At 43.2% G+C, this 19,760-nt stretch carries 19 protein-coding genes; 14 read left to right on the top strand and 5 right to left on the bottom strand.

Translation table 11 applies throughout. The features are described from left to right. Nucleotides 1–272: 272 nt before the first annotated feature. Nucleotides 273–1,175, bottom strand: coding sequence for a LysR family transcriptional regulator (locus IHV80_RS23205; protein ID WP_192891153.1), 903 nt, complete (start codon nucleotides 1,173–1,175; stop codon nucleotides 273–275). Between the two features lie 138 nt (nucleotides 1,176–1,313). On the opposite strand from IHV80_RS23205, the gene IHV80_RS23200 reads away from it, so the two are divergent. From IHV80_RS23200 to IHV80_RS23190, 3 genes are all read left to right on the top strand, one after another. Continuing rightward, nucleotides 1,314–1,742 carry a PACE efflux transporter gene (locus IHV80_RS23200; protein WP_192891152.1) on the top strand — a complete coding sequence of 143 codons (429 nt, stop codon included), beginning with the start codon at nucleotides 1,314–1,316 and terminating at the stop codon, nucleotides 1,740–1,742. Between the two features lie 179 nt (nucleotides 1,743–1,921). Beyond that, nucleotides 1,922–2,908, top strand: coding sequence for a helix-turn-helix domain-containing protein (locus tag IHV80_RS23195; RefSeq protein WP_192892208.1), 987 nt, complete (start codon nucleotides 1,922–1,924; stop codon nucleotides 2,906–2,908). Nucleotides 2,909–3,133: 225 nt separating this feature from the next. Further along, entirely contained in the window at nucleotides 3,134–4,375 is a 1,242-nt protein-coding gene (locus IHV80_RS23190; RefSeq protein WP_226088542.1) for a carbohydrate porin, read from the top strand. Nucleotides 4,376–4,471: 96 nt separating this feature from the next. Here IHV80_RS23190 and IHV80_RS23185 read toward each other — a convergent pair whose 3' ends face one another. Next, a complete protein-coding gene (locus tag IHV80_RS23185; RefSeq protein WP_004731619.1) occupies nucleotides 4,472–4,939 on the bottom strand; it encodes a hypothetical protein in 468 nt (155 codons plus the stop codon). A 355-nt stretch (nucleotides 4,940–5,294) separates the two neighbouring features. On the opposite strand from IHV80_RS23185, the gene IHV80_RS23180 reads away from it, so the two are divergent. Beyond that, nucleotides 5,295–6,299, top strand: coding sequence for a Solitary outer membrane autotransporter beta-barrel domain (locus tag IHV80_RS23180; RefSeq protein WP_192891151.1), 1,005 nt, complete (start codon nucleotides 5,295–5,297; stop codon nucleotides 6,297–6,299). Between the two features lie 118 nt (nucleotides 6,300–6,417). Then, complete coding sequence (locus tag IHV80_RS23175; protein ID WP_192891150.1) at nucleotides 6,418–7,479, top strand: GGDEF domain-containing protein; 1,062 nt, start codon at nucleotides 6,418–6,420, stop codon at nucleotides 7,477–7,479. An 83-nt stretch (nucleotides 7,480–7,562) separates the two neighbouring features. Here the strand turns inward: IHV80_RS23175 and IHV80_RS23170 are convergent, their stop codons facing one another. Continuing rightward, a complete protein-coding gene (locus tag IHV80_RS23170; protein ID WP_192891149.1) occupies nucleotides 7,563–8,558 on the bottom strand; it encodes a helix-turn-helix domain-containing protein in 996 nt (331 codons plus the stop codon). Between the two features lie 158 nt (nucleotides 8,559–8,716). On the opposite strand from IHV80_RS23170, the gene IHV80_RS23165 reads away from it, so the two are divergent. From IHV80_RS23165 to IHV80_RS23150, 4 genes are read left to right on the top strand one after another with little or no spacing between them, the layout of a single operon-like run. Further along, nucleotides 8,717–9,838: an HlyD family secretion protein gene (locus IHV80_RS23165; protein WP_192891148.1), complete on the top strand. Its 1,122-nt coding sequence runs from the start codon at nucleotides 8,717–8,719 to the stop codon at nucleotides 9,836–9,838. Further along, the gene (locus IHV80_RS23160) at nucleotides 9,828–10,847 is read left to right on the top strand and encodes a DUF2955 domain-containing protein (RefSeq protein ID WP_192891147.1); all 1,020 of its coding nucleotides are present in this window, start codon (nucleotides 9,828–9,830) and stop codon (nucleotides 10,845–10,847) included. The genes IHV80_RS23165 and IHV80_RS23160 overlap by 11 nt, the downstream gene beginning before the upstream one ends. A 23-nt stretch (nucleotides 10,848–10,870) precedes the next feature. Further along, a complete protein-coding gene (locus IHV80_RS23155) occupies nucleotides 10,871–11,971 on the top strand; it encodes an AI-2E family transporter (RefSeq protein ID WP_192891146.1) in 1,101 nt (366 codons plus the stop codon). Further along, nucleotides 11,972–12,631 carry a potassium channel family protein gene (locus IHV80_RS23150; RefSeq protein ID WP_192891145.1) on the top strand — a complete coding sequence of 220 codons (660 nt, stop codon included), beginning with the start codon at nucleotides 11,972–11,974 and terminating at the stop codon, nucleotides 12,629–12,631. Nucleotides 12,632–12,732: 101 nt separating this feature from the next. On the opposite strand, the gene IHV80_RS23145 is transcribed toward IHV80_RS23150, so the two are convergent. After that, the gene (locus tag IHV80_RS23145; RefSeq protein WP_086712091.1) at nucleotides 12,733–13,272 is read right to left on the bottom strand and encodes a DUF3332 domain-containing protein; all 540 of its coding nucleotides are present in this window, start codon (nucleotides 13,270–13,272) and stop codon (nucleotides 12,733–12,735) included. 675 nt (nucleotides 13,273–13,947) lie between these two features. On the opposite strand from IHV80_RS23145, the gene IHV80_RS23140 reads away from it, so the two are divergent. Further along, on the top strand, nucleotides 13,948–14,541 hold the full coding sequence (locus IHV80_RS23140; protein WP_192891144.1) for a hypothetical protein: 594 nt from the start codon (nucleotides 13,948–13,950) through the stop codon (nucleotides 14,539–14,541). A gap of 214 nt (nucleotides 14,542–14,755) precedes the next feature. On the opposite strand, the gene IHV80_RS23135 is transcribed toward IHV80_RS23140, so the two are convergent. Beyond that, nucleotides 14,756–14,965, bottom strand: a complete 210-nt coding sequence (locus IHV80_RS23135) for a hypothetical protein (protein ID WP_004731601.1) — start codon at nucleotides 14,963–14,965, stop codon at nucleotides 14,756–14,758. A 953-nt stretch (nucleotides 14,966–15,918) separates the two neighbouring features. Between IHV80_RS23135 and IHV80_RS23130 the strand changes: the two genes are divergently transcribed. From IHV80_RS23130 to IHV80_RS23115, 4 genes are all read left to right on the top strand, one after another. Beyond that, nucleotides 15,919–16,851, top strand: coding sequence for a siderophore ABC transporter substrate-binding protein (locus IHV80_RS23130; protein ID WP_192891143.1), 933 nt, complete (start codon nucleotides 15,919–15,921; stop codon nucleotides 16,849–16,851). Nucleotides 16,852–16,949: 98 nt separating this feature from the next. Continuing rightward, the gene (locus IHV80_RS23125; protein ID WP_192891142.1) at nucleotides 16,950–17,903 is read left to right on the top strand and encodes an ABC transporter permease; all 954 of its coding nucleotides are present in this window, start codon (nucleotides 16,950–16,952) and stop codon (nucleotides 17,901–17,903) included. Next, on the top strand, nucleotides 17,896–18,846 hold the full coding sequence (locus tag IHV80_RS23120; protein WP_192891141.1) for an iron chelate uptake ABC transporter family permease subunit: 951 nt from the start codon (nucleotides 17,896–17,898) through the stop codon (nucleotides 18,844–18,846). The genes IHV80_RS23125 and IHV80_RS23120 overlap by 8 nt, the downstream gene beginning before the upstream one ends. Before the next feature lie 12 nt (nucleotides 18,847–18,858). Beyond that, nucleotides 18,859–19,623, top strand: coding sequence for an iron ABC transporter ATP-binding protein (locus tag IHV80_RS23115; RefSeq protein WP_192891140.1), 765 nt, complete (start codon nucleotides 18,859–18,861; stop codon nucleotides 19,621–19,623). Nucleotides 19,624–19,760 lie beyond the last annotated feature (137 nt).

Genomic DNA, 19,760 nt, shown 5'->3' with positions numbered 1-19,760 from the left:
AGTGATCTATTTGAAGCTGTCATAGGCGACGATAGCAATGCCAATGCGGGAGATTTGAAGTTGGTCAGTGGTGTTAAAGAGCTATTTGGATTGATTCGTTAACCATGTATAGGCACGACAACCCCTTTCAGATCGCAGTTTAGTTATGTCACTTTGCGACATCAACTAGGGTGTTTTGTCCAGACGACAAAGATATTTATCGGTGAAGCGCATCGAAATGCGGTAGTACGGCGAAACGCACTACCGATATTGAATTGCAATGTGGAGTTAAGCTAGTTTGCCTGCCATTGATTGTATTGCAGTGAATACCCTTCGAGTTTCTCAATTAAACTGGTGAGAACTGGGCCATTAATGTGGCTTCGTGATACCAAGCAACCCACAGGGGTAATCCAACCACCATGCTCGTGCGCCACGGGCAGAGCTACCAAGTCACCTTTTTGAATACCTTCCATCACCATCATTTCTGGCACGTTCGCCCAACCAACGTTTTGTTCCACTAATTCGATGATGGTTTTGTGGTTGTTGGCATACCAGAGCATCGAGCTAATACCGTAGGTGAACCACAGTTCTCGTTGCTTGGAGCTGCGATGCACGCATTGGCGGTAACGTTTTAAGTCTGAATCTTGCACGACCGGCATTTGGCTGAGCTCGTGAGTGGCGGAACTGACAGTAAGAAAGCGCGCTTGGCCAAGCAAGAAAAAGTCCATATCTACCTTAAGCTCACCATCTGCATAGATGATGCCTATTTGTGCTTTTCCACGTCTCACTAGATCTTCCACATCGAAGGTTGAGGTCGTAATAATATCGAAGTGCGTGATTGGGAATTGATCGGCCAGTGAACTGATTATTTTAATGAAATTCCTATCTATGATGCTCTCATCAACAGCAATGATCAGTTCGTGTTCATCTTCTTGAGTCAGTGATTCTACTTTTTGATCGAAGTACTTTTGTTGGTTGAGAATCGACTTCGCCACCGGTAATAACGCTTTGCCTGTGTTGGTCAAAACGGGGATGTTTTTCTCTCGGTTAAACAGCTCTTGGTCGATGGCTATTTCTAGATTTGCGATCGACTGACTGACCCCGGATTGAGCGCGTTTCAGCTTGCGTGCTGCTGCTGAAAAAGATCCACTTTCACACACAGTGACGAAGACTTTTAGTTGCTCAAAACTGTACATACTATCTCTCGCTCAATACCAAATGGGGTGATAAGTCTCAGGCTATCACTATTCGTGATGGTTGTTAACTTTCTCTTATTATTTCCGATGACATAATCCTAGCTAATCCAACACATACTAGATTATTTAGAGGAATGTATGAGTACGTTAGAGAGAGTGTTTCACTCAGTGTTGTTTGAAGTTTTGGCTGTAACGCTTTCAATTATAGGCTTAGCGATATTTACTGATCACGATGTGAATGCCTTATCAGAAACCATGATAGTTGTTGCGACTATCGCGATGATTTGGAACTACTGTTTTAATCGCATTTTTGATCGCTACTTCACGGGTGAAAAATCCAAGCGTTCGCTGAAATTGCGTATTTTTCATGTGGTGCTGTTCGAGGCTGGTTTGCTGATAGCGACTATCCCAGTGATGGCTTTCTTGCTTAACGTGGGTATTTGGCAGGCATTTTTGATGGATATCGGTGTGACCATTTTTATTACCATTTACGCGTTTGTATTCAACCTGATTTACGACCATGTGCGTGCATTCTGGGTACGCAGATCGGATCTAGCAGTTCAGTAATCTGCCAAGTCAGTAAACGCTAGTTTGGCTACTAACCGATTGTTTATTCGTTATTTTGACGGAGATGTTCGGTTAGTAAGCCTAGGTCACTCGTCATTTATTCTGCTATCTTAAATAAGGTGATAATTTGAGTTCGTGAAAGAACAGATTAAGAGGAAAGGATGTCCAATACCCTTCAAATGACGGTTGTAGATAAGAAAGAAGTCGAGCTGTTTGCGGAACTGTTCAAACATATCGACGGTGAAATCTACACCTTGTTACGCAGTGCCAAAATTCCCAATGATATTCTCACCAGTAGCGACCATTACGAGTACCTCCCTGAGACCACTATTAAAAACGTGGTCAAAATTATGGGTGAGTCGGCGTCACGAGAAGAGTTCTCTCTGTTTATGTGGAGCTTTTGCAAGCAAACCTATGTACCAAGGTTTGTGACTAAGCTAAGTCAACAGGCTTCATTGAAAAGCGCGCTAGACCAATTGGGTGAGCAGTTGAAGCTCATATCCAATGGCGCGAATGTCTATACTAAGCAATCCGGTGGCAAGTGGTGGTTTGTTCGCGAAAAACCTTTTACTAATGATCCTTGGTTTAAGTTTGCAGAGCTGTTCTCGGTTATTTTTATCAACGAGTTGCTTTCAGTATTAACACAAGGGCGCTGGCAGCCATCGGAGGTCGGTATTCAGAGTGATGACCTTGAATGCTTCCAATCTTTGCCGCAAATGGGGGGGGCTCAATTTTATACGCACAGACCCGTCACCGCCTTTGAAGTTCCAGAAGAGATAATGCTTGAGCCGATTGTTTTACCGAAAGCTGCTCAAGAGTCTGTACCAGCCACGCCTTTGCCTAGTTCATTTTTGAGTGCTTTCAAACTCGTTATCAAACCCTATTTGACGATGGGAAAACTCCCAATTAGCTTGGCTTCTGAGATTTTGAATATCCATGTCAGAACGATTCAGCGCCGATTGGAAAACGAAGGAGTAGTTTACAAAGCTTTGATAGAAGAGATGGTGTTGGAGCAAGTGTTGGAGTTACTTAAGCAGCCAGACTTGTCGATTACGCAAGTAGGAGCAAAGATGGGCTACTCCGATTCATCTCACTTCACTCGAGCGTTTAAGCGTCAAATGAACATGACGCCAAGACAGTACCGAAAAGAGAATATCGAACCTTGATGCATCAATAAGCGCATTTAAACTGAAAGCCAGCACACAGAATTCATCATTGTCAGCAAATGGCCATTTATCAACCTTGAAGACTGGCAGTATGCCTACTAAGTTATTGAATATTAGTGAGATGACTTTGAACAATATCAACCTTTAATTGTTCAGTGTCATCAAATGATAATTTTTCATCTGAGTAATGAATAAAATAAAACTAACTTAAATTGCAGTGGTGACATGATGAACTCAAGATTTTCTAAATTAAGCATGGCGGTGATCGTGGCGGTGAGCTCGGTTAGCCCAGTCGTTTATAGCGCAAACTTTGACGGCCCAGACTCTGTTGAGAACACAATTGCAGAACAGAAAGCACAGAAGAAATCTTGGCGAGAGTCATTAGCTGAGGATGGTTTTACCTTTGGTGCGGATTACTTTGCCTTAGGCCTTACTTCTGGGGACGGCGTTGGTGGTGATAGCGTTGATGCATCATCGGGCGTGGCACGACTATACGGTTCATGGCACCTATTAGGAAACGACACTCAGAACTCAGGTAGCTTGGTATGGAAGGTGGAACATAGGCATGCTTATGGTAATACTTCGCCAAAAGACTATTCATTCGGACCACTTGGATATGTCGGTGCAATCGGTCCAGCATACAGTGACCAAGGGTTTCGTGTTACGGACTTAAATTGGAAGCAAAAAATCAATGATGGTAAAGGCACCATTATTGTCGGCTGGCAAGACGTTACTAACTATGCTGATGTTTACGCTTTAGCAAGCCCATGGTCTGGTTTTACTAACTTGGCATTCTCGACAGGCTCTGGTGCGATGGGCTTACCAGATGATGGTGTATTGGCCCTTTCTGCCGGTCATATGCTGGGCGAGAATTTTTATGTAGTCGGTGGTATCGCCGATGCAAATGGTCAGTCAGATGATATTTTTGATGGCTTTGATACCGCTTTTGGTAGCGATGCGTCTTACTTTACAACATTGGAGTTAGGCTGGACTGCTTCGCAAGAGCAGATCTATACCGATAACTTCCACGTGACTTTCTGGGACTTTGGTGACGATACTCGCCATAGTAATAGCCTTGCGAAGGAAGGTGGCTCGGGTGTTAATTTCTCATGGAGTCAGTTCATGACTCCACAAGTGATGCCGTTTGTTCGCGGTGGTTTCTCAGAAGGGGATGTTGCCCTTTACGATAAATCTATTTCGGTTGGTATGGGCTTTTTCGGATTAGGAAAACCAACCAACAACTTAGGTGTGGCGCTGAACTGGGCAGAAGTGAATGGTGATTCTTTTGAAGCAGATGCTAAAGCGATAAGTGGCAGTACAGAACAATGGACAGCTGAGATCTACTACAACATGCAGTTTGGTGATTACTTCCAAGTTACACCCGACATCCAGTACATAAAAGATCCTGCGTTTTCAAATGAAAGTAGCGCTTGGGTATTCGGTATTAGAGCGAGAGTCTTTATCTAACTTATCTGCTTGTTAATCGCTGAAATGCAAAAAATAGATATAAAAAGTGAGCCTATTTGGCTCACTTTTTTTGTCTTAGGTGTGGATGAAAAGCGGCTATGCTTTTTCTGCTTTGGGCGTGTCATCGAGAGCAAAGTAGATCTTTGAAACAATAATCTCTGCGACCAGAATAGTAAACACCACGGCAAAGAACGCCACCACACCATTCCATGGGCCTGTGAAGTCTACCTTGTCACCAAACAAGATATTGATTGCTTCTAGCATCACGAACTTTGAACCGACCAGAATTACGTAGCTAGACAAGCCTCTGTAAATCTTAGGCGCAGTACCCGGTTTCGACTTGAAGTAATCTGCCAGCTTATGTTCTAAACCAATAGACAGTTTGAGCAACAGCTGTAGCAAAATCGCGGCAGCAAATGAGATGGTGAATGACTCGATATTAACGAAGTCCCAGTATTCATCAAAAAAATTGAGAACGGTTAAATCAACGAGGACTGCGAGTGTGTAGCCGACAAAGAGTCGCTGGGGCGTATTAAATCCATATACTTTTTCTATATTGCTCATCTACTTCTTCCTGAGTAAAGGGTTACCAAAAACTTAGGAGATAAACATAGGATATTCAAATGCTTATTGTTCAGGATGCGAAACAGCTCTTAAAGTGCGAGTGGCGTATTATGGTAAGTATCCCAATCAAGATTGATTCAATATGAGTTCTCGAATGAGTTCTCGACTTAGGCAGAGGTACATATGATTATTCACTTTAGAATCCAAGACGTGGAAGAACTTTGGGGAGCCATAGATTTGGCGACGCTCTTGCAATCGGAACTGAGAGCGGTATCAACTACACTATTAACTATCTGATTGAAATAGTGAAATTACCAATTACACTTGAAGCATAAGTTTGAATGGAGTCAACTTAATGCTTTCACCCCAATCACCATATCCCCCTTCTATTGCTTTACTTTTAACAAGCCTGATTTCTTCCTCAGCCTATGCTTCTAATGAAGCGATTCAGCATCGCTTGGAGAAGATATTTGCTGTTTCCATTGCGCTTACAGACAGCGATGCCGTCTCAATAGGTTTTGTTGATTTCGACCCTAACTCATTTATCAACTTAAACGACAGTGGTTTTGGCTCTGATAAAACCATCGACACTCGAAGCCAAGTGAGTGTTGGTTCCATTCCTTATTCTTCAGTGATCAAAACCGACGATCCTGACCTTGACCTGATTTGGTCTGTGCGAGGATCTTATGCGCTTTCTGAACAAGATATAGAGATTTCATCAGACGTAACAACTGACCGTCGTGTTAACCCAAATGAGGACTCGGTATTGGGTTTGTATGGCTTTTTCGGGGTTCAAAACCATTTAAACCCACATTGGTCTATCGCTTACGGTTTAGGCACTCACTTGCTCTATTACCGCAACAAATACGAATACAAAAACAGCTACTCTCAAGCTTTTCAATCTCAGCTCGACGGTTACGCGCTGAATACTTCCGCATGGGCATTAGTTGGCGAACCTTCGGTCAAACTCAGATATTTACAGAAACAAGAGTGGGGTAGTTGGAATGTCTCCTCACGAGTCCGTTATTTCTATGGAACAGGTTGGGGCGAAGCGAATGATGGCGACATCGGTAATCCAGAAGGATTGCGATTTATCAATGAGCTGGAATTTAGACAAAATGTTGCATTTGATGCTTGGTCGTTAAAGAACCCTCAGATTCACTATAATGTTAGAAGAATCGATGTGGCAGGTGATTTGACTGATCCTCTAGATACACACTATTACTATGAATTTGGTGCAGGCTTGGTGTTTGATGTGCCTTACGACTCTTACTTCTTTGATAACTTCGGTGTCGGGATTAACTTCAATTACGGTAGTTCACTCAGTGGTGGTAGTTTGCTCTTCTTACTCAATAACTAGCATAAGTTGTTGCTCTCAAAAGTACGCATACAATTTGAATTTATATGTGTCGTAAAATGGTAAATATCATCGTTAAAACTTAGCCATCATAGCGATCCGCCCATCACCTGAGCAAACTATGAACAAGTTAAGTTTTGACCGAAAAGTGCCGCTATACGTGGTATCTGCACTTGTCCTGAATATGGCCGTTAGCTTGTGGTTGTTGAGCATTGCTTCTACGGCGGCCATGGTTTTTTCTGTATGTACGCTGTTCTTGATCAGCACTCTCCTTACCGGACGTCTTTATCGCCATGAAATGACTCAAAGCAAGAACAGCTTGTCTGAGGCGATCATTGATGGCGTCGCCGGTTTTATCATTCTCGATAGCCAATTGAGAGTCATACAAGTCAATCAGCAGTTTTCTCGAGTTTCAGGCTATGCCTTTGAGCAAGTCGAATCTCGCCCAATTTCTGACCTTTGTTTCATGAACAACAACGGCTTGGTATCAACCATTCGCGCCTCACTTAAGCAAAACCACAGATGGAAGGGGGAACTGAGTGGTGTCAGTCGACTTGGCGAACACTTTACTGTGAATGTGGTTGTCGAAAAGTTAGCTGAAATACTGCCAAATAACGAAAAGTACGTTGTGACCTTTACCGATATTAGTCGACGCAAGGTGTTAGAACGACGATTAAGAATACTGGTTGAAACGGATTCTCTCACTGGTTGTTGGAACCGCCGCCGTTTTGATAAAGATTTAAGTCATTACTCAAACCTAGCCGAGCGCTACGGTTACACGCATTCTTGTTTGGCCTTGATCGATTTGGACCATTTCAAAGCAATCAATGATAACCATGGCCATGACCAAGGTGATATTGCCCTTAAAGAGGTGGCTGAATTACTGAGAAACAACAGCCGAGATACCGACATTGTGGCTCGAATCGGGGGTGAAGAGTTCGCTATTTTGATGCCAGAAACCAATTTGTCAGAAGCGTTTGAGGCCATGTATCGATTGAAAGAAGTGATTGCCAACGGCACAACGTTGAATCTCACGGTGAGCAGTGGCGTGTCTGAAATACAGGCGCAAGCTGAAACGACCTATCGCAGCGCGGATAGGGCGTTATATCGTGCCAAAGGCAATGGCCGGAACAGAGTGTGCAGCACCAGTTCCGGTTATCCGACGCCTATCGCTCTTGGCTAGGTCTCTATTGGCTAGATGCCTATTGGTTAGGTTTCAAGCTTGGTTAATCGCTTAGGCCTGTATCTAATCGTTTAAACTTGTATCTAAGCGGAAATTGAACGTTGGTAAATCTTAGGTGTAAGGCCGGACACTCGCTTAAAAGCGCGTGAGAAGTGAGAGATATTGGTGTAACCCAATTGACTCGAGATGTAAGTCAGCGTATGGCCTTCTTCCATCAACTCACACGCAACGGAAAACATCAGGTTTTCTTTTATTTTTCGGTAGGTGGTATTTTCGCCTTTGAGTTTGCGTTGAAAGGTTCTCACTGAAAAGTTAAGCAGCTCAGCCGCTTCTTCAAGTGAGAGGTCTTGCTCTTTCATATAGGGCTTGAGTAACTCGTAGACGCTATCAGTAAAGCTGGTGTGCCATTCAATAAGAGCAGGTTTTGCGCTTAGATCTTTAGAAGATAAGCGTATTGGTTGTTGCAAAACCTCTTCGGGAATAAGTACGGCAGTGGACGGTTGGTCGATGAACAGTTGGCAGTTGCTTGGAAGTAGCGTTTTGATTACATCGATGTCGTGACCTTGCAAGCGTACTTTACTGGGCTGCCAAGGTGATTGAGTTAAAATCGACATTAATTCAATGATATACATTACAGCAAAGACTTCGCCCCATTGGAACATTGGTGACGAATCTTCTGGTGCAGTTCGGCAAAACCAGCTTTGACCATGCTCTTGAATGAACTCAACTTTACTCCCCGGAGAGTCGTAGGAAAAAATCTTATCGATATGTTTGAGCGAATCGCCAATAGTTTCAAAATCGGTAAATTGATGCAATACATGTGGGATGATTCGACGTCTAAATGCGAGACCAAGGACATCGGTAAACCGAGAGACGCCAAGTTGTGCAGAGGTTAGATAAATCAGTCGTTTGATGGATTCTGACGGCACAAAGTCGCTTTCCGACTCGATAAGATCGGGTGGTAAGCCGGAGTCTTTAAGCAATTCATGCAAGTTGAGTCCATAGTCAGTGAAGATTTGAACTAAGATCTTGGCATAGCTGGTTTGTATTACAGGGACTTGGTAAGGGCTAGGAGCCATGAGCAAACAATCCTTGTTCATCGTTGCATTATTGGACGTGCATATCATTTGCGACGCTTTGTTTAGTAAATCTAACCCTATTTACTTGAGTTTTCCATGGTCGGGTTTATTTTTAAGGTATTAATTTTGTTGATGTTAGTTATTTAGAAGGGAGTCCCATGTCAGAAGTCACAGGGAACAAGCAAGACGACAGTGAAGAAGTTACTCAACCAGAAAACGGTAAAGACAAAGTGAGGAAGGTTACCAACTACCTTCTTTTCTTTGTTGCATTCATGCTTTTATTCAGTGTTATCGCCGATCGCATCATTCCCATTACGGATAACGCGCGTGTAAAAGGCTACATTGTTCCCATTAAACCGGAAGTGTCAGGCAAAGTATTGGATATTCTGGTTCAGCCCAATCAGTTGGTTAATCAAGGCGATACGCTCGCGATTCTGGATGAGTCCGATTATCGAATTGCCGTACAACAAGCAGAGCAAAACCTCGAAATTGCAGGGCAAAATGTCGGCGCTCAAACGGCGAGTATTGCTTCAGCACAAGCGAAACTTACTTCTGCCATTGTTGAAAGACAAAACACCAAGCTGCAAGCCAAGCGTGTTTTAGAGATGGCTGATAAAGGTGTCGTTTCTAAATCAGATGCCGATAAAGTGCGTGCATCGTTGGCGACTTCTCGAGCGGCTGTTGTTAATGCAGAGGCAGATCTTGAAGGTGCTAAGCAACAAATGGGTAAAGAGGGACAAGAAAACAGCCAAGTGAAAGCGGCATTGCTGGCACTTGAACAAGCGCAGCTGAACCTTGAACGCACAGTTATCAAAGCGCCAACCCAAGGTGGCGTGTCTAACTTTAGCTTATCGGAAGGCTTTTACGCATCGGCAGGGCAAGCGATTATGACGTTTGTTTCAACCGAAGATATTTGGATTGAAGCTTACTATCGTGAAAACAGCTTAGGTAACGTCACTGTGGGTGATGAAGTGGAAGTGGCTTTGGATTTCGCACCCGGTCAAATCGTTAAAGGCCGTGTGAGTAGCATCGATTGGGGTGTTGACTGGGGACAAAATGATCAAGCGGGTAAACTTGCACAAGCGAGTCAACAAACGGGTTGGTTACGTCAAACTCAGATGCTTCCTATCATGATTGAATTTGAACGTGATGATATGAAAGGTATGTTGAGAGTTGGTGGTCAAGCGGACGTGATTGTTTATAGCGGTGATAACTTTGTTTTCAATGCGATAGGCAAACTGTGGATTCGATTTATCAGCGTATTGTCTTATGTCCGATAAGCCGATACTCGACCAACAAACACAGCAACGGATCCTGCGATATACCGTAGGGGTCACGTTGGCTGTATTTTTGGCGGCGTGGATCAATTGGCCGCTGGCATTTGTGGCTCCGGTATTCACGGCCAAGTTTTTAATCGATAAGCCAGATCTGCACAAAGAAACCGTCTATGAGTTATTGCTGGCGGTTGTGGTGACTATGGGGCTAGGCTTGTTACTGTCTCGAGGTATCACACATTACCCAGCTCCTTTGTTGATTTTGGTCGGCTTGATGATGCTTTGGGGTTACTACTTGTTTGTTGACCCCAAATGGAATCTGTTTGCGACCATTCTATTGATTGCTGTATTGATGCTGCCTTTCATGGCTATCTCAAATCCTGGGATGTCAGTACTGTTGGCATCAGGCTTGGCGACTTCTGGTGTTGTTTCGGTGATGATTTTTGCTCTGGTGCATATCTTTTTTCCAGAGCCCAAATCGGAGTTTTCAGGCTTCGCTACAGCGCCGCTAGAAAAGAAACAACGTTGGTACGCGGCTTTTCGCGCAATGATCATCTCTTATCCCGTGGTGTGCTTTTTCTTTATCTTTCAGATATCTGAAGCACTACTTACCATGATGTTTATCGCTTTGCTGTCGTTAATGATCACCTCAGAAAAATCCGTAAAACTGAGCGCATTTTTAGTGATCAGTAATGGTATTGGAGGCTTGCTAGCGATTGCTGCTTTTTCAATCCTTTCTATTGTTCCCAATATTGTCTTCTATTCTTTATTTATAGGACTTATCGCCATTCTTATGGCTACCAAGATCTATACCGTTCCAGAAAAAGCACCCATTTTTGCCACTGCATTTAGCACCTTATTGGTACTTGTGGGCAGCACATTGATGAGTTCTGGCGATATTGATAGCAATACGTTCATTCGCATATTCCAGTTAATGTTGATTGGAATTTATATGATTTTGGCTTCTCTCTTCCTTGAAACTAGGAATTGGAAGTTCTTACAGAATCAGCCTTAATTTTGCCCTTACAAGGACGTCTCATGAAGTTAACCGATGATTTTTCAAAACAGGCAATTGATGCCGCAATTAAAATTGCAGCCATTGCCATGCTCGTCTATTGGTGTTTTTCAATTCTACGCCCGTTCATTCTGTTGGTAGTGTGGGGTGCAATTATTGCGACTGCGTTGTACCCAGTTGCAGTGGCGATTTCAAATAAAACAGGGATGTCGAAAGGCAAAGCCAGTGCATTACTGAGCTTTATTGGTGTGTTATTACTACTGATTCCATTGGTTGCACTCTCTTCTGGTATCTACACCAGCGCTTCAGATCTGATGACGGGTGTGCAAGATGGAACCTTAACCCTGCCTAAGCCGAAAGAATCTTTGCAAGATATCCCGTTAATCGGCGAGAAAGTTTATGCGGCCTTGGTTCATGCTTCGTCCAATATAGAAAGCGTGTTCATTAAGTATGCCGAAGAGCTCAAGATATTCGCGAGCAAAGCTGCCTCGATTTTAGGTTCATTGGGTGGTGGTTTCATTCAGTTTATTATCTCGACCATCATTGCTGGTGCGTTCATGAGTAATGCCGATAAATGCCAAACCGGTATGACACATTTAGTGGCGCGTTTAACAGACGGCAAAGGTGAAGAGTTGGTACAGCTCTCTAAATCGACCGTGCGCAGTGTTGTGCAAGGTGTTATTGGTGTGGCTGTGATTCAATCCATGATGTCGGCAATTGGTTTGGTTATCGCTGGCGTTCCTGCTGCTGCGTTTTGGGCGCTGGCTGTGCTGCTCATTGCAATCATCCAACTGCCACCGATTCTTGCTCTATTACCTGCAACTATTTACATGTTCAGCGTTGAATCAACGTTGGCCGCGAGCTTGTTCTTAGTGTGGTGTATTTTGGTGAGCGGCAGTGACGCTATCTTGAAGCCTGTATTACTCAGCCGTGGCTCTCATATTCCAATGTTGGTTATTTTGCTTGGTGCGCTGGGCGGAATGGCGATGTCAGGAATCGTTGGTCTGTTCGTTGGTGCTGTGATACTGAGTTTAAGTTATGAGCTGATGATGGCATGGCTTGGGCTTGAAGAGAAAAACCAGGAAGAAACAGAGAAAAAGCCAGCAGAGGCCGAGGAGAAATAGATGAAGCCAGTCTCTAAAGACGATAACTTCTACTTCTTATTCTATGCACTGTTGGTGTTGTTTTTTGGTTGCGCGGTGATGCAGCAGTTTTATCCGCAAGGCCAGAAAACGATACTATTTCTCATCATCATTACATTGGCGAGTTCAATTGTCGGTATTCATAAAGAGCGAGCCTTGTATCGCTCTTGGTATGGACTGTTATTGATTACGGCGTCAGTGTCTGGCGTGTTTTCGTTTTTGGAAGGCTATAACCTGTCGATAGTGACGCTATCGGCGTTGGCTGTGTTCTTGTTTTCGCACATTTACTCGGCGTTAAAGCAGGTGATGAAAGCAAAAACGGTAACCCCTAATCATATCATCGGGTCAATCTGTATTTACTTGTTGTTAGGGTTTGCTTGGTCGACTATCTATTTGTTAATTTTAGAAATTTTCCCTAATGCCTTTAACGGGTTGGAAGAGCAAATCTGGCTGACGAACTTGTTTAATGCGATGTACTTTAGCTTTATCACGTTGACCACGGTTGGCTATGGTGATATTTCACCGGCTTTGCCTATTGCTCAGTTCTTCGTGTTTATGGAGTCCATTATCGGCAGCTTTTATTTGGCTATCATGGTAGCGAGTTTGGTGAGCATTCGGCTTGCACAGTCTCAATCCCAATAGAGCTTATGCGAAGAAGCCCGGCAACTGCCGGGCTTCTTCTATTTTATCAGTTTCGAAGCCTATATGAGCTTTGAACTTGAACTCTGTGTGAGCTATGGACCTTACGCCTCAGTACCTTGAATCTTCTCTAATTCAGCGATAGTCGTCTGCGATACAAGCTGACCATCCATGTAATAGCTAACGTTTTGACCGTCTTTGATACCCGTCAGAGTCGCCGTTTCACCAGACGTATAGACGATGTCCATTTGAACCGTGTTTTCGTCGATCTTAATCATCTCACCGGTCTCGATGGTGCGATTGTTTGAAATTGGGCCAACAGGCGCTTCTTTAAGGCTTGGATCTAGCTCATCGTTCACTTTGAAGTGCGTGTCTGTCTTCGTATCGAATACATGCGGCGCGCCACTGATTGGGTTTTTACCCGTCCAGAATTCAAGTGAGTTGAATACTACGTAGTCGGCTGCGGTTGTAATACCGTATACAGGCGCTAATAGGAAGTTTACACCTGCACGAGCATAGCGGTTATCGACAACTTCAACGTTAAATTTCATCACTTTCCCTGTTACGGCGTTACTGCCGATACAACCAGTTAGCGCAGAAGCCAAAACCGTTAGTCCTACAATTTTAAGTGCAATCTTTTTCATTTTAGTACCTGTATAAGTTAGAAGTCTGTTTTGTTGGAACAGGTGTAGTATGGTTTTTATTCGATGGCCAGTTTTACCATTTAACGCCATCGGTGATATAAAATGCTCACGTACTTTCGGTATAAAGGGTTAGTTATCAAAAGCTAGGCCTAAAAAATCGAGTTATAAAAATCTGGGCATAAAAAAAGCGCGACCTAATTGGGCGCGCTTGATGTTTTGAAAGGGAGAGTCGTGTTAATGACAACGACTACTTCATAACATAGGTATAAGTCTTCACTGCAAGCCAGCGGAAAAATCGGAATAAAAGAGTTGTGGCTTTAAAGGTAAACTTGGCGATTGAAATCATTGCTTCTGCTGCAATGCTCACGCACTTATGTAAATCGGAGTCTTTGTATTCTGAATAGGTCATGTTGTTCTCTCAATTCTCACGGTTATCTTTCATATGTAAGTCATGACTCCTGTCTGGCTGTATACCCTGTGCGACTAATGTACGAATATTCGTCGAGAGAGACTTACCATTTAATGCCATATGGATTAAAAGCTAGCCGAATGAGAAGGCCTTGAGATAATTTGAGTACATAGCTAGGTGTAACTCATGAAGTTACGGAGAAATCACGGTTAATAGTGGTATGATCAAGGGCTCAGCACCGTGAGTTATCAAGCATAGGAAATAAAATGACCAACCTTACCGATCAGCAAGAAGCTGCAATGGCTACGTTTAAAGAAAACTTACACCTTCCAAATGGTGGTTTTCATAAACTGATTATCGAGCTAAGTAAGGAATTTCAACTGCCTTTCCAAAAGGTGCGTGGTGTTTTAAAGAAAGCTCAAAAAGACGTAGAACGTCAAATACGTGAAGATATTGAGAGTGTTGATGATGTGGTTCTTAGTCAAGCGAATTGGTTGAGCATCATTAAGTCAAAGCTCATCGAACTGGCGGAAGATAACCAAACGGTGATGGATAAGCTGCAACTCAATCTGAAATATCAAAAGGTGTTGTCGGCAGCCAATGGTTCAATCGCAAGTGAAGACGAGCGTGACGAATTGATTGAAGAGTTGATTCAAGCTTATGAGAAAGAGGTGTTCAAACCTTTACTGGCGATGCTGCATACAACAAAGCTGTATTGGAAGTTAATGCTGGTGGATGAGACATGTAAGATGAATGAGGAGAATCGTGAGAAATTCAGTGATTACCCTCAACACATGCAAGCTGCAGAACACTTATATACTCTTGATCAAAAGTTAAGGTCGATGCCGTTAACGCAATGATAATGACTCATTGGTGATTAGAGTTCGATATAAGTTGGTTTCAATAGAAGCACGATAACCTAGCTAGCGTTAGCCGCGTGTGAAATGCAAAAAGGGCTAGGTTTCTGATCTGTTTTACTTCTACTCTATTTTGTTCTGCTAGAGCGAATTGAGGGTGACATCTTTTATATCTTTGGAACTCGGTGATGTTTCTTTTTTCAGCCTTTGGGAAATGCTATAGGAGTGTGAAATGTCCTAGGGTGTTTCCGTTGCCTGAAACGATAGTTCCGATGCTTTCTCGTTCATTAAATTCAAAGTCGATGAGATAACTGTGATGTTGTAGCTTGGGCAATATGTGGCGGTGGAGTATATCGCTATTGAGCTGTCGAATCTCGGTGACCCATGAAATTTCTTCTTTATGTAAGTCTATTTTAATCTTGAGCATTTATTACCTTTTAGTTTATGGACTGTTTTTTCGCGTGATAGTTGGTACCAATGGGTTTGTCGTGTTGTTCTGCGTGACATAACTGTGCCTTGTGTTTATTACATTTATATTTAAGTAGGCGATCTATTTTGAATTCGCTAAAAAGAAAGCAAATGACGAATAGAGCGGTAGTAGGATCGAATTTAAAAGCTATTGAATGACTATCTAGGTGAAAGCTGACGCAGAGATGGTGTAACGAGGGAATCGAGAACTGTCTATGTGGAACTTGGACTTACTTTAGCATTAACAACTCTATAAATTAGAGCCAAGTGGCGAACTATACGCCTAGTTTTTTAAATTACAACCCTATTTTTAATTTAATCTCAAAATAAAATTGAATGATTTATCAGCGTTTGATGAGGATTTAGCGAGCGTATTGGTGGGGTGGTGACTCTTTCATAAGCGTGTTATTGATGATGCTTGTTGAACTCATAATGTGTTCAACACGTTTTCGTGTCTTTGTTATTGTTTTTCTAAATTAAGTGACTGTTATATAATATCTTTACATTGTAAATCACAAGTGGAAACTATACGTAAGGATTGCGTTTACAGGAATAGATCGCTTCTTTCAGCTTCAGACCGATAGACATCTTAGCCGTATTTTTATTTGTCCAACCGTTCACTTTCTCTGTCTATACCCTCTATGTCGTTGACTATCTCAATACTTCGAAGCGAAGCCTCGCAAAATATGAATAATCACTTTTACGTTTCTGAATAACAAAGTAGTTGTGCCTTAATTTTATCGCAAATATAATTAATAATAATTATCACTTGCGTTACAAGTTTGTTGTCAATTCACTGGCAAACTTTAAATTATCGTTATTTAGCAGTTGTGTACTCCCCATGCTCATCTATGAGTAGTATGACTTTTATTGTCATGAGTGGTGGTTTAACTCAATGGCAAAGGAAGAAACATGAAGAAAACTATTAATTCAGTTCGCCAGTTGTTGAGCGGACTTGCCATCGTTCTTGCATCGTCTTTGATGATGACCGCTCAAGCGGAAACCATCACCATTGAGCACGTAAAGGGCACAGCGCAGTTTGATGAAGTGCCACAACGTGTGGTGGTTCTGGGCTTTGGTAGCTTGGATGTGCTGGATAAAATTGGTGTGGAACCAGTAGGCGCGCCTCACAGCTTAATGCCTGACTACCTTACCTCATACAAAGAAACGACGGCGAATACTGGTTCATTGAGCGAACCTGATTTTGAAGCTATCTACATGTTGAAGCCTGATGTGATCATCGCAGAAAACCGCATGCTTAAGGTTTACGACAAGTTGGCACAAATCGCCCCAACTATCATGTTCTCTATTGAAGGTGACAAGTATTGGGCTGATGCACAACAAAACTGGCGCGCGCTAGGCGACATCTTTGGTAAGCAAGCAGAAGTTGAAGCGCTCATCGACGAGACTCAAGCTTCGATTTCAGCGGTAAATGACAAAGTAGCCGCTAACGAAACCTCAGCTATGATGCTAATGAATAACGGCAACAACATTGCGATGTTCAACAAAGGCAGCCGTTTCTCGATTATCTTTGATGACTTCGGTTACGTCGAATCTAAGAGTGCGAAAGTAGCGCCAATTAAAGGTACTCACGGCAACCTTATCTCTTTCGAATACATTGCAGATGCAAAACCTGAAGTGCTGTACATCCTAGATCGTGAGAAAGCAATTGGTAAGTCAGAAGGCCGTGCACCACAACTGTTCGATAACCCACTAGTAGCAGCAACACCAGCAGCGCAACAAGGCAACATCGTTTACCTTGATTCAAGTGCTTGGTATCTGGCGGGTGGCGGTGTGACAGCGATTCACAGAATGCTGGGTGACATTGAACGTACGATTCAATAGTAACCACTGATCAGATTTTCGGGCTTATAAGAGTGTTCTTATAAGCCCTTTTTCACTTTTCATACGGACTCCAAGAGACCTACCTTAGTATTATTTCTATGCTGAAACCTATTGCAGCTGCTGTATTTCTTGTTGTGTTATGCATTGCGTCATTGATGATTGGGGTCGCTGAAATCAGTTTTAGTGACTTCTTTAATGGCAACCAACACGCCAACTCTATTTATATTGTTAGTCGAATTCCTCGACTGTTCGCGATTGTGCTTGCTGGTGCGGGGTTGAGTGTGTCTGGCTTGATCATGCAGCAGATCGTACAGAACAAGTTTGCTGCGCCTTCGACGATGGGCACCATTGACTGTGCGATGTTGGGTTATATCGTCGGTATTCTAGTGTTGGGTAACGCCGCACAATGGAGCTACTTAGGCTTTATCTTCGCGTTTGCGGTGTTCGGCACCATGTTATTGGTTCGTTTTCTACAGCACCTCAAGTTTAAAAACGCAGTCTTAGTGCCTTTGATAGGCATCATGTATGGCAACGTGGTTTCGGCGCTGACGACATTTATTGCTTACAAGTATGACTTGGTACAAACCATGTCTGCATGGACGATGGCGAACTTTGCGAGCGTGTTGCAGGGCAGCTATGAAATCCTTTATCTAGCAGTGCCTGCTTGTATGTTGGCTTACTACTTTGCAAGCCAGTTTAGTGCGGCGAGCATTGGTGAAAGCTTCGCGAAAAACATCGGCTTGAATTACCAGAAGATCGTCTTCATTGGTGTTGCTCTTGTGGCTATCTGTGCTTCTTCTGTGGTGATGATTGTCGGTGTCATCCCATTCCTTGGCCTTATCGTGCCAAATATCGTTTCACTGATGATGGGCGATAACATGAAGAAGATTCTGCCTTGGACAGCCTACTGGGGCGTGATCTTGGTACTAGCTTGTGACTTGTTAGCTCGAATCGTCATTTTCCCTTACGAGATTCCAATCTCTATGGTAATCAGCATCTTTGGTGGATTGATTTTTATCTACCTAATCATGAGAGACAAGTCGAATGCGTGATTCAGTAAAAATTGCGATTCTGGCTATCGCGTCTTTGGGTATGACAGCGTTATTCATCGGGCAGGGCCTTACGTGGGATAACTACGAGTTCTTTTTGTCTCTGCGACTACCAAAACTGCTGTCGATTGTATTGGCGGCGGTAGCGATTTCGGCGTCGTCACTGGTTTTTCAAACCATCACTAATAATCGAATTCTAACCCCATCCATCTTGGGCTTTGACAGCTTGTATATGCTGGTTCAAACGGTACTTCTATTTGTGTTTGGCAGTACCAGCTTCTGGGTAATTGATTCAATCGCAAACTTTTCGATGTCTGTGACTGTGATGATCTTGTTCTCGTTTGCTCTGTTCCATTTCTACTTTAAGAGTAAGCGAAACAACGTGTTCACATTGCTTCTGATTGGCATCGTGTGTGGCAGCGTATTCTCGAGCTTAGCGAACTTCCTTGCGATGTTGATTGATCCGAACGAATTTGCGGTGCTGCAGAATGTGATGTTCGCAAGCTTCAATAACGTGAAAGGAGAACTGGTTTATCTCAGCCTTATTCCATTGGGTTTGAGCTTGACTGGCCTGTGGCTGTTGGCTCCTAAGCTTGATGTACTTTGGCTTGGTGTTGATAACGCGACAAGCTTGGGCGTGAACACCAAGCGACTGACTCAGATTACCTTGGTGATTGTGTCAGTGATGGTTGCGGTATCTACGGCTCTAGTTGGCCCTGTGCTGTTCTTTGGCTTGATCACCGTGAGTTTAGCTCGCCAGATATTCAGATCTTATCAGCATCGTGTGCTTATCATCGCAAGCAGCTTGTTAGCGATAGTGCTATTGGTTTCTGGCCAATGGTTCATCGAAAAAGTAATGGCGTTTGAAACCACAGTGAGCGTGATCATTAACTTGGTCGGTGGTTTGTATTTTATGTTCTTGTTGTTACGCACCAGAATTCAGTAAAGGTAGTAAGTAGTGATTAAATTAACAGGTTTAAGTAAGAAGTATGGCAAGTCACTCGTGGTGGATGATGCCAGTGCTATGTTCCCGAAAGGAGAAGTGACTTCTATCATTGGCCCAAATGGTGCGGGTAAAAGTACGCTGCTTTCTATGGCGAGTCGCTTGACCGAAAGTGATGCGGGCGAGGTCGTTATTGGCGATAAATTACTGGCTGAGTGGGATACCAAAGAGCTAGCGAAGCACCTTGCTGTACTAAGACAGTCAAATAACATCAATATGCGATTTACGATTCGTGAATTGGTCTGTTTTGGCCGCTTCCCACACTCTCAAGGTCGCTTGAAAGACGAAGATCATAAAGTCGTCGATACGGCGTTAGAACATCTTGGTATTACCGATATTCAAAACAAATACCTTGATGAGCTCAGTGGCGGTCAGCGTCAAATGGCGTTTATTGCGATGGTTGTGGCGCAAGATACCGACTATGTGTTCTTGGATGAGCCACTGAACAACCTAGATATTAAACACTCTGTGGAAATCATGCAGACGCTGCATCGTTTGGCCCATGAGTTTAATAAAGCGGTCGTTATCGTAATTCACGACATCAACTTCGCTTCTTGCTATTCAGATAACATTGTCGCGATGAAGAAAGGCAAAGTGGTTAAGTCGGGTAAGGTTTCTGAAGTGGTTGAAAAGTCAGTGATGGAGTCGATCTACGAGATTCCATTTGAGATTCGTGAGTTTGATGGTGTTCGAATCTGCATGTATTACTCAGGTCGTTAGGTTCCTGAGTCGATAGATTGTTCTAGTTTCTAATGCCGATATGGGCATCCATCTAGCGACCAAAATTAACAGTAAGGTGAGTTACTCGATGAATTGTATGAAGTTTGTACGACGAGTTTCTGACATGCATATCAACT

It is taken from the genome of Vibrio bathopelagicus (assembly GCF_014879975.1).
Lineage (GTDB): Bacteria > Pseudomonadota > Gammaproteobacteria > Enterobacterales > Vibrionaceae > Vibrio > Vibrio bathopelagicus.
Note: the sequence above shows the minus strand (reverse complement) of the source record. Positions and strands in the feature narration are given on the sequence as shown.

What these genes read in the sequence shown, in the direction of transcription:
- IHV80_RS23185 (WP_004731619.1), bottom strand. Translation starts at nt 4,939, where the DNA reads ATGAGCAATATAGAAAAAGTATATGGATTTAATACGCCCCAGCGACTC.
- IHV80_RS23155 (WP_192891146.1), top strand. Translation starts at nt 10,871, where the DNA reads ATGAAGTTAACCGATGATTTTTCAAAACAGGCAATTGATGCCGCAATT.
- IHV80_RS23190 (WP_226088542.1), top strand. Translation starts at nt 3,134, where the DNA reads ATGATGAACTCAAGATTTTCTAAATTAAGCATGGCGGTGATCGTGGCG.
- IHV80_RS23160 (WP_192891147.1), top strand. Translation starts at nt 9,828, where the DNA reads ATGTCCGATAAGCCGATACTCGACCAACAAACACAGCAACGGATCCTG.
- IHV80_RS23175 (WP_192891150.1), top strand. Translation starts at nt 6,418, where the DNA reads ATGAACAAGTTAAGTTTTGACCGAAAAGTGCCGCTATACGTGGTATCT.
- IHV80_RS23150 (WP_192891145.1), top strand. Translation starts at nt 11,972, where the DNA reads ATGAAGCCAGTCTCTAAAGACGATAACTTCTACTTCTTATTCTATGCA.
- IHV80_RS23205 (WP_192891153.1), bottom strand. Translation starts at nt 1,175, where the DNA reads ATGTACAGTTTTGAGCAACTAAAAGTCTTCGTCACTGTGTGTGAAAGT.
- IHV80_RS23145 (WP_086712091.1), bottom strand. Translation starts at nt 13,272, where the DNA reads ATGAAAAAGATTGCACTTAAAATTGTAGGACTAACGGTTTTGGCTTCT.
- IHV80_RS23120 (WP_192891141.1), top strand. Translation starts at nt 17,896, where the DNA reads ATGCGTGATTCAGTAAAAATTGCGATTCTGGCTATCGCGTCTTTGGGT.
- IHV80_RS23200 (WP_192891152.1), top strand. Translation starts at nt 1,314, where the DNA reads ATGAGTACGTTAGAGAGAGTGTTTCACTCAGTGTTGTTTGAAGTTTTG.
- IHV80_RS23165 (WP_192891148.1), top strand. Translation starts at nt 8,717, where the DNA reads ATGTCAGAAGTCACAGGGAACAAGCAAGACGACAGTGAAGAAGTTACT.
- IHV80_RS23195 (WP_192892208.1), top strand. Translation starts at nt 1,922, where the DNA reads ATGACGGTTGTAGATAAGAAAGAAGTCGAGCTGTTTGCGGAACTGTTC.
- IHV80_RS23140 (WP_192891144.1), top strand. Translation starts at nt 13,948, where the DNA reads ATGACCAACCTTACCGATCAGCAAGAAGCTGCAATGGCTACGTTTAAA.
- IHV80_RS23125 (WP_192891142.1), top strand. Translation starts at nt 16,950, where the DNA reads ATGCTGAAACCTATTGCAGCTGCTGTATTTCTTGTTGTGTTATGCATT.
- IHV80_RS23135 (WP_004731601.1), bottom strand. Translation starts at nt 14,965, where the DNA reads ATGCTCAAGATTAAAATAGACTTACATAAAGAAGAAATTTCATGGGTC.
- IHV80_RS23130 (WP_192891143.1), top strand. Translation starts at nt 15,919, where the DNA reads ATGAAGAAAACTATTAATTCAGTTCGCCAGTTGTTGAGCGGACTTGCC.
- IHV80_RS23170 (WP_192891149.1), bottom strand. Translation starts at nt 8,558, where the DNA reads ATGGCTCCTAGCCCTTACCAAGTCCCTGTAATACAAACCAGCTATGCC.
- IHV80_RS23180 (WP_192891151.1), top strand. Translation starts at nt 5,295, where the DNA reads ATGCTTTCACCCCAATCACCATATCCCCCTTCTATTGCTTTACTTTTA.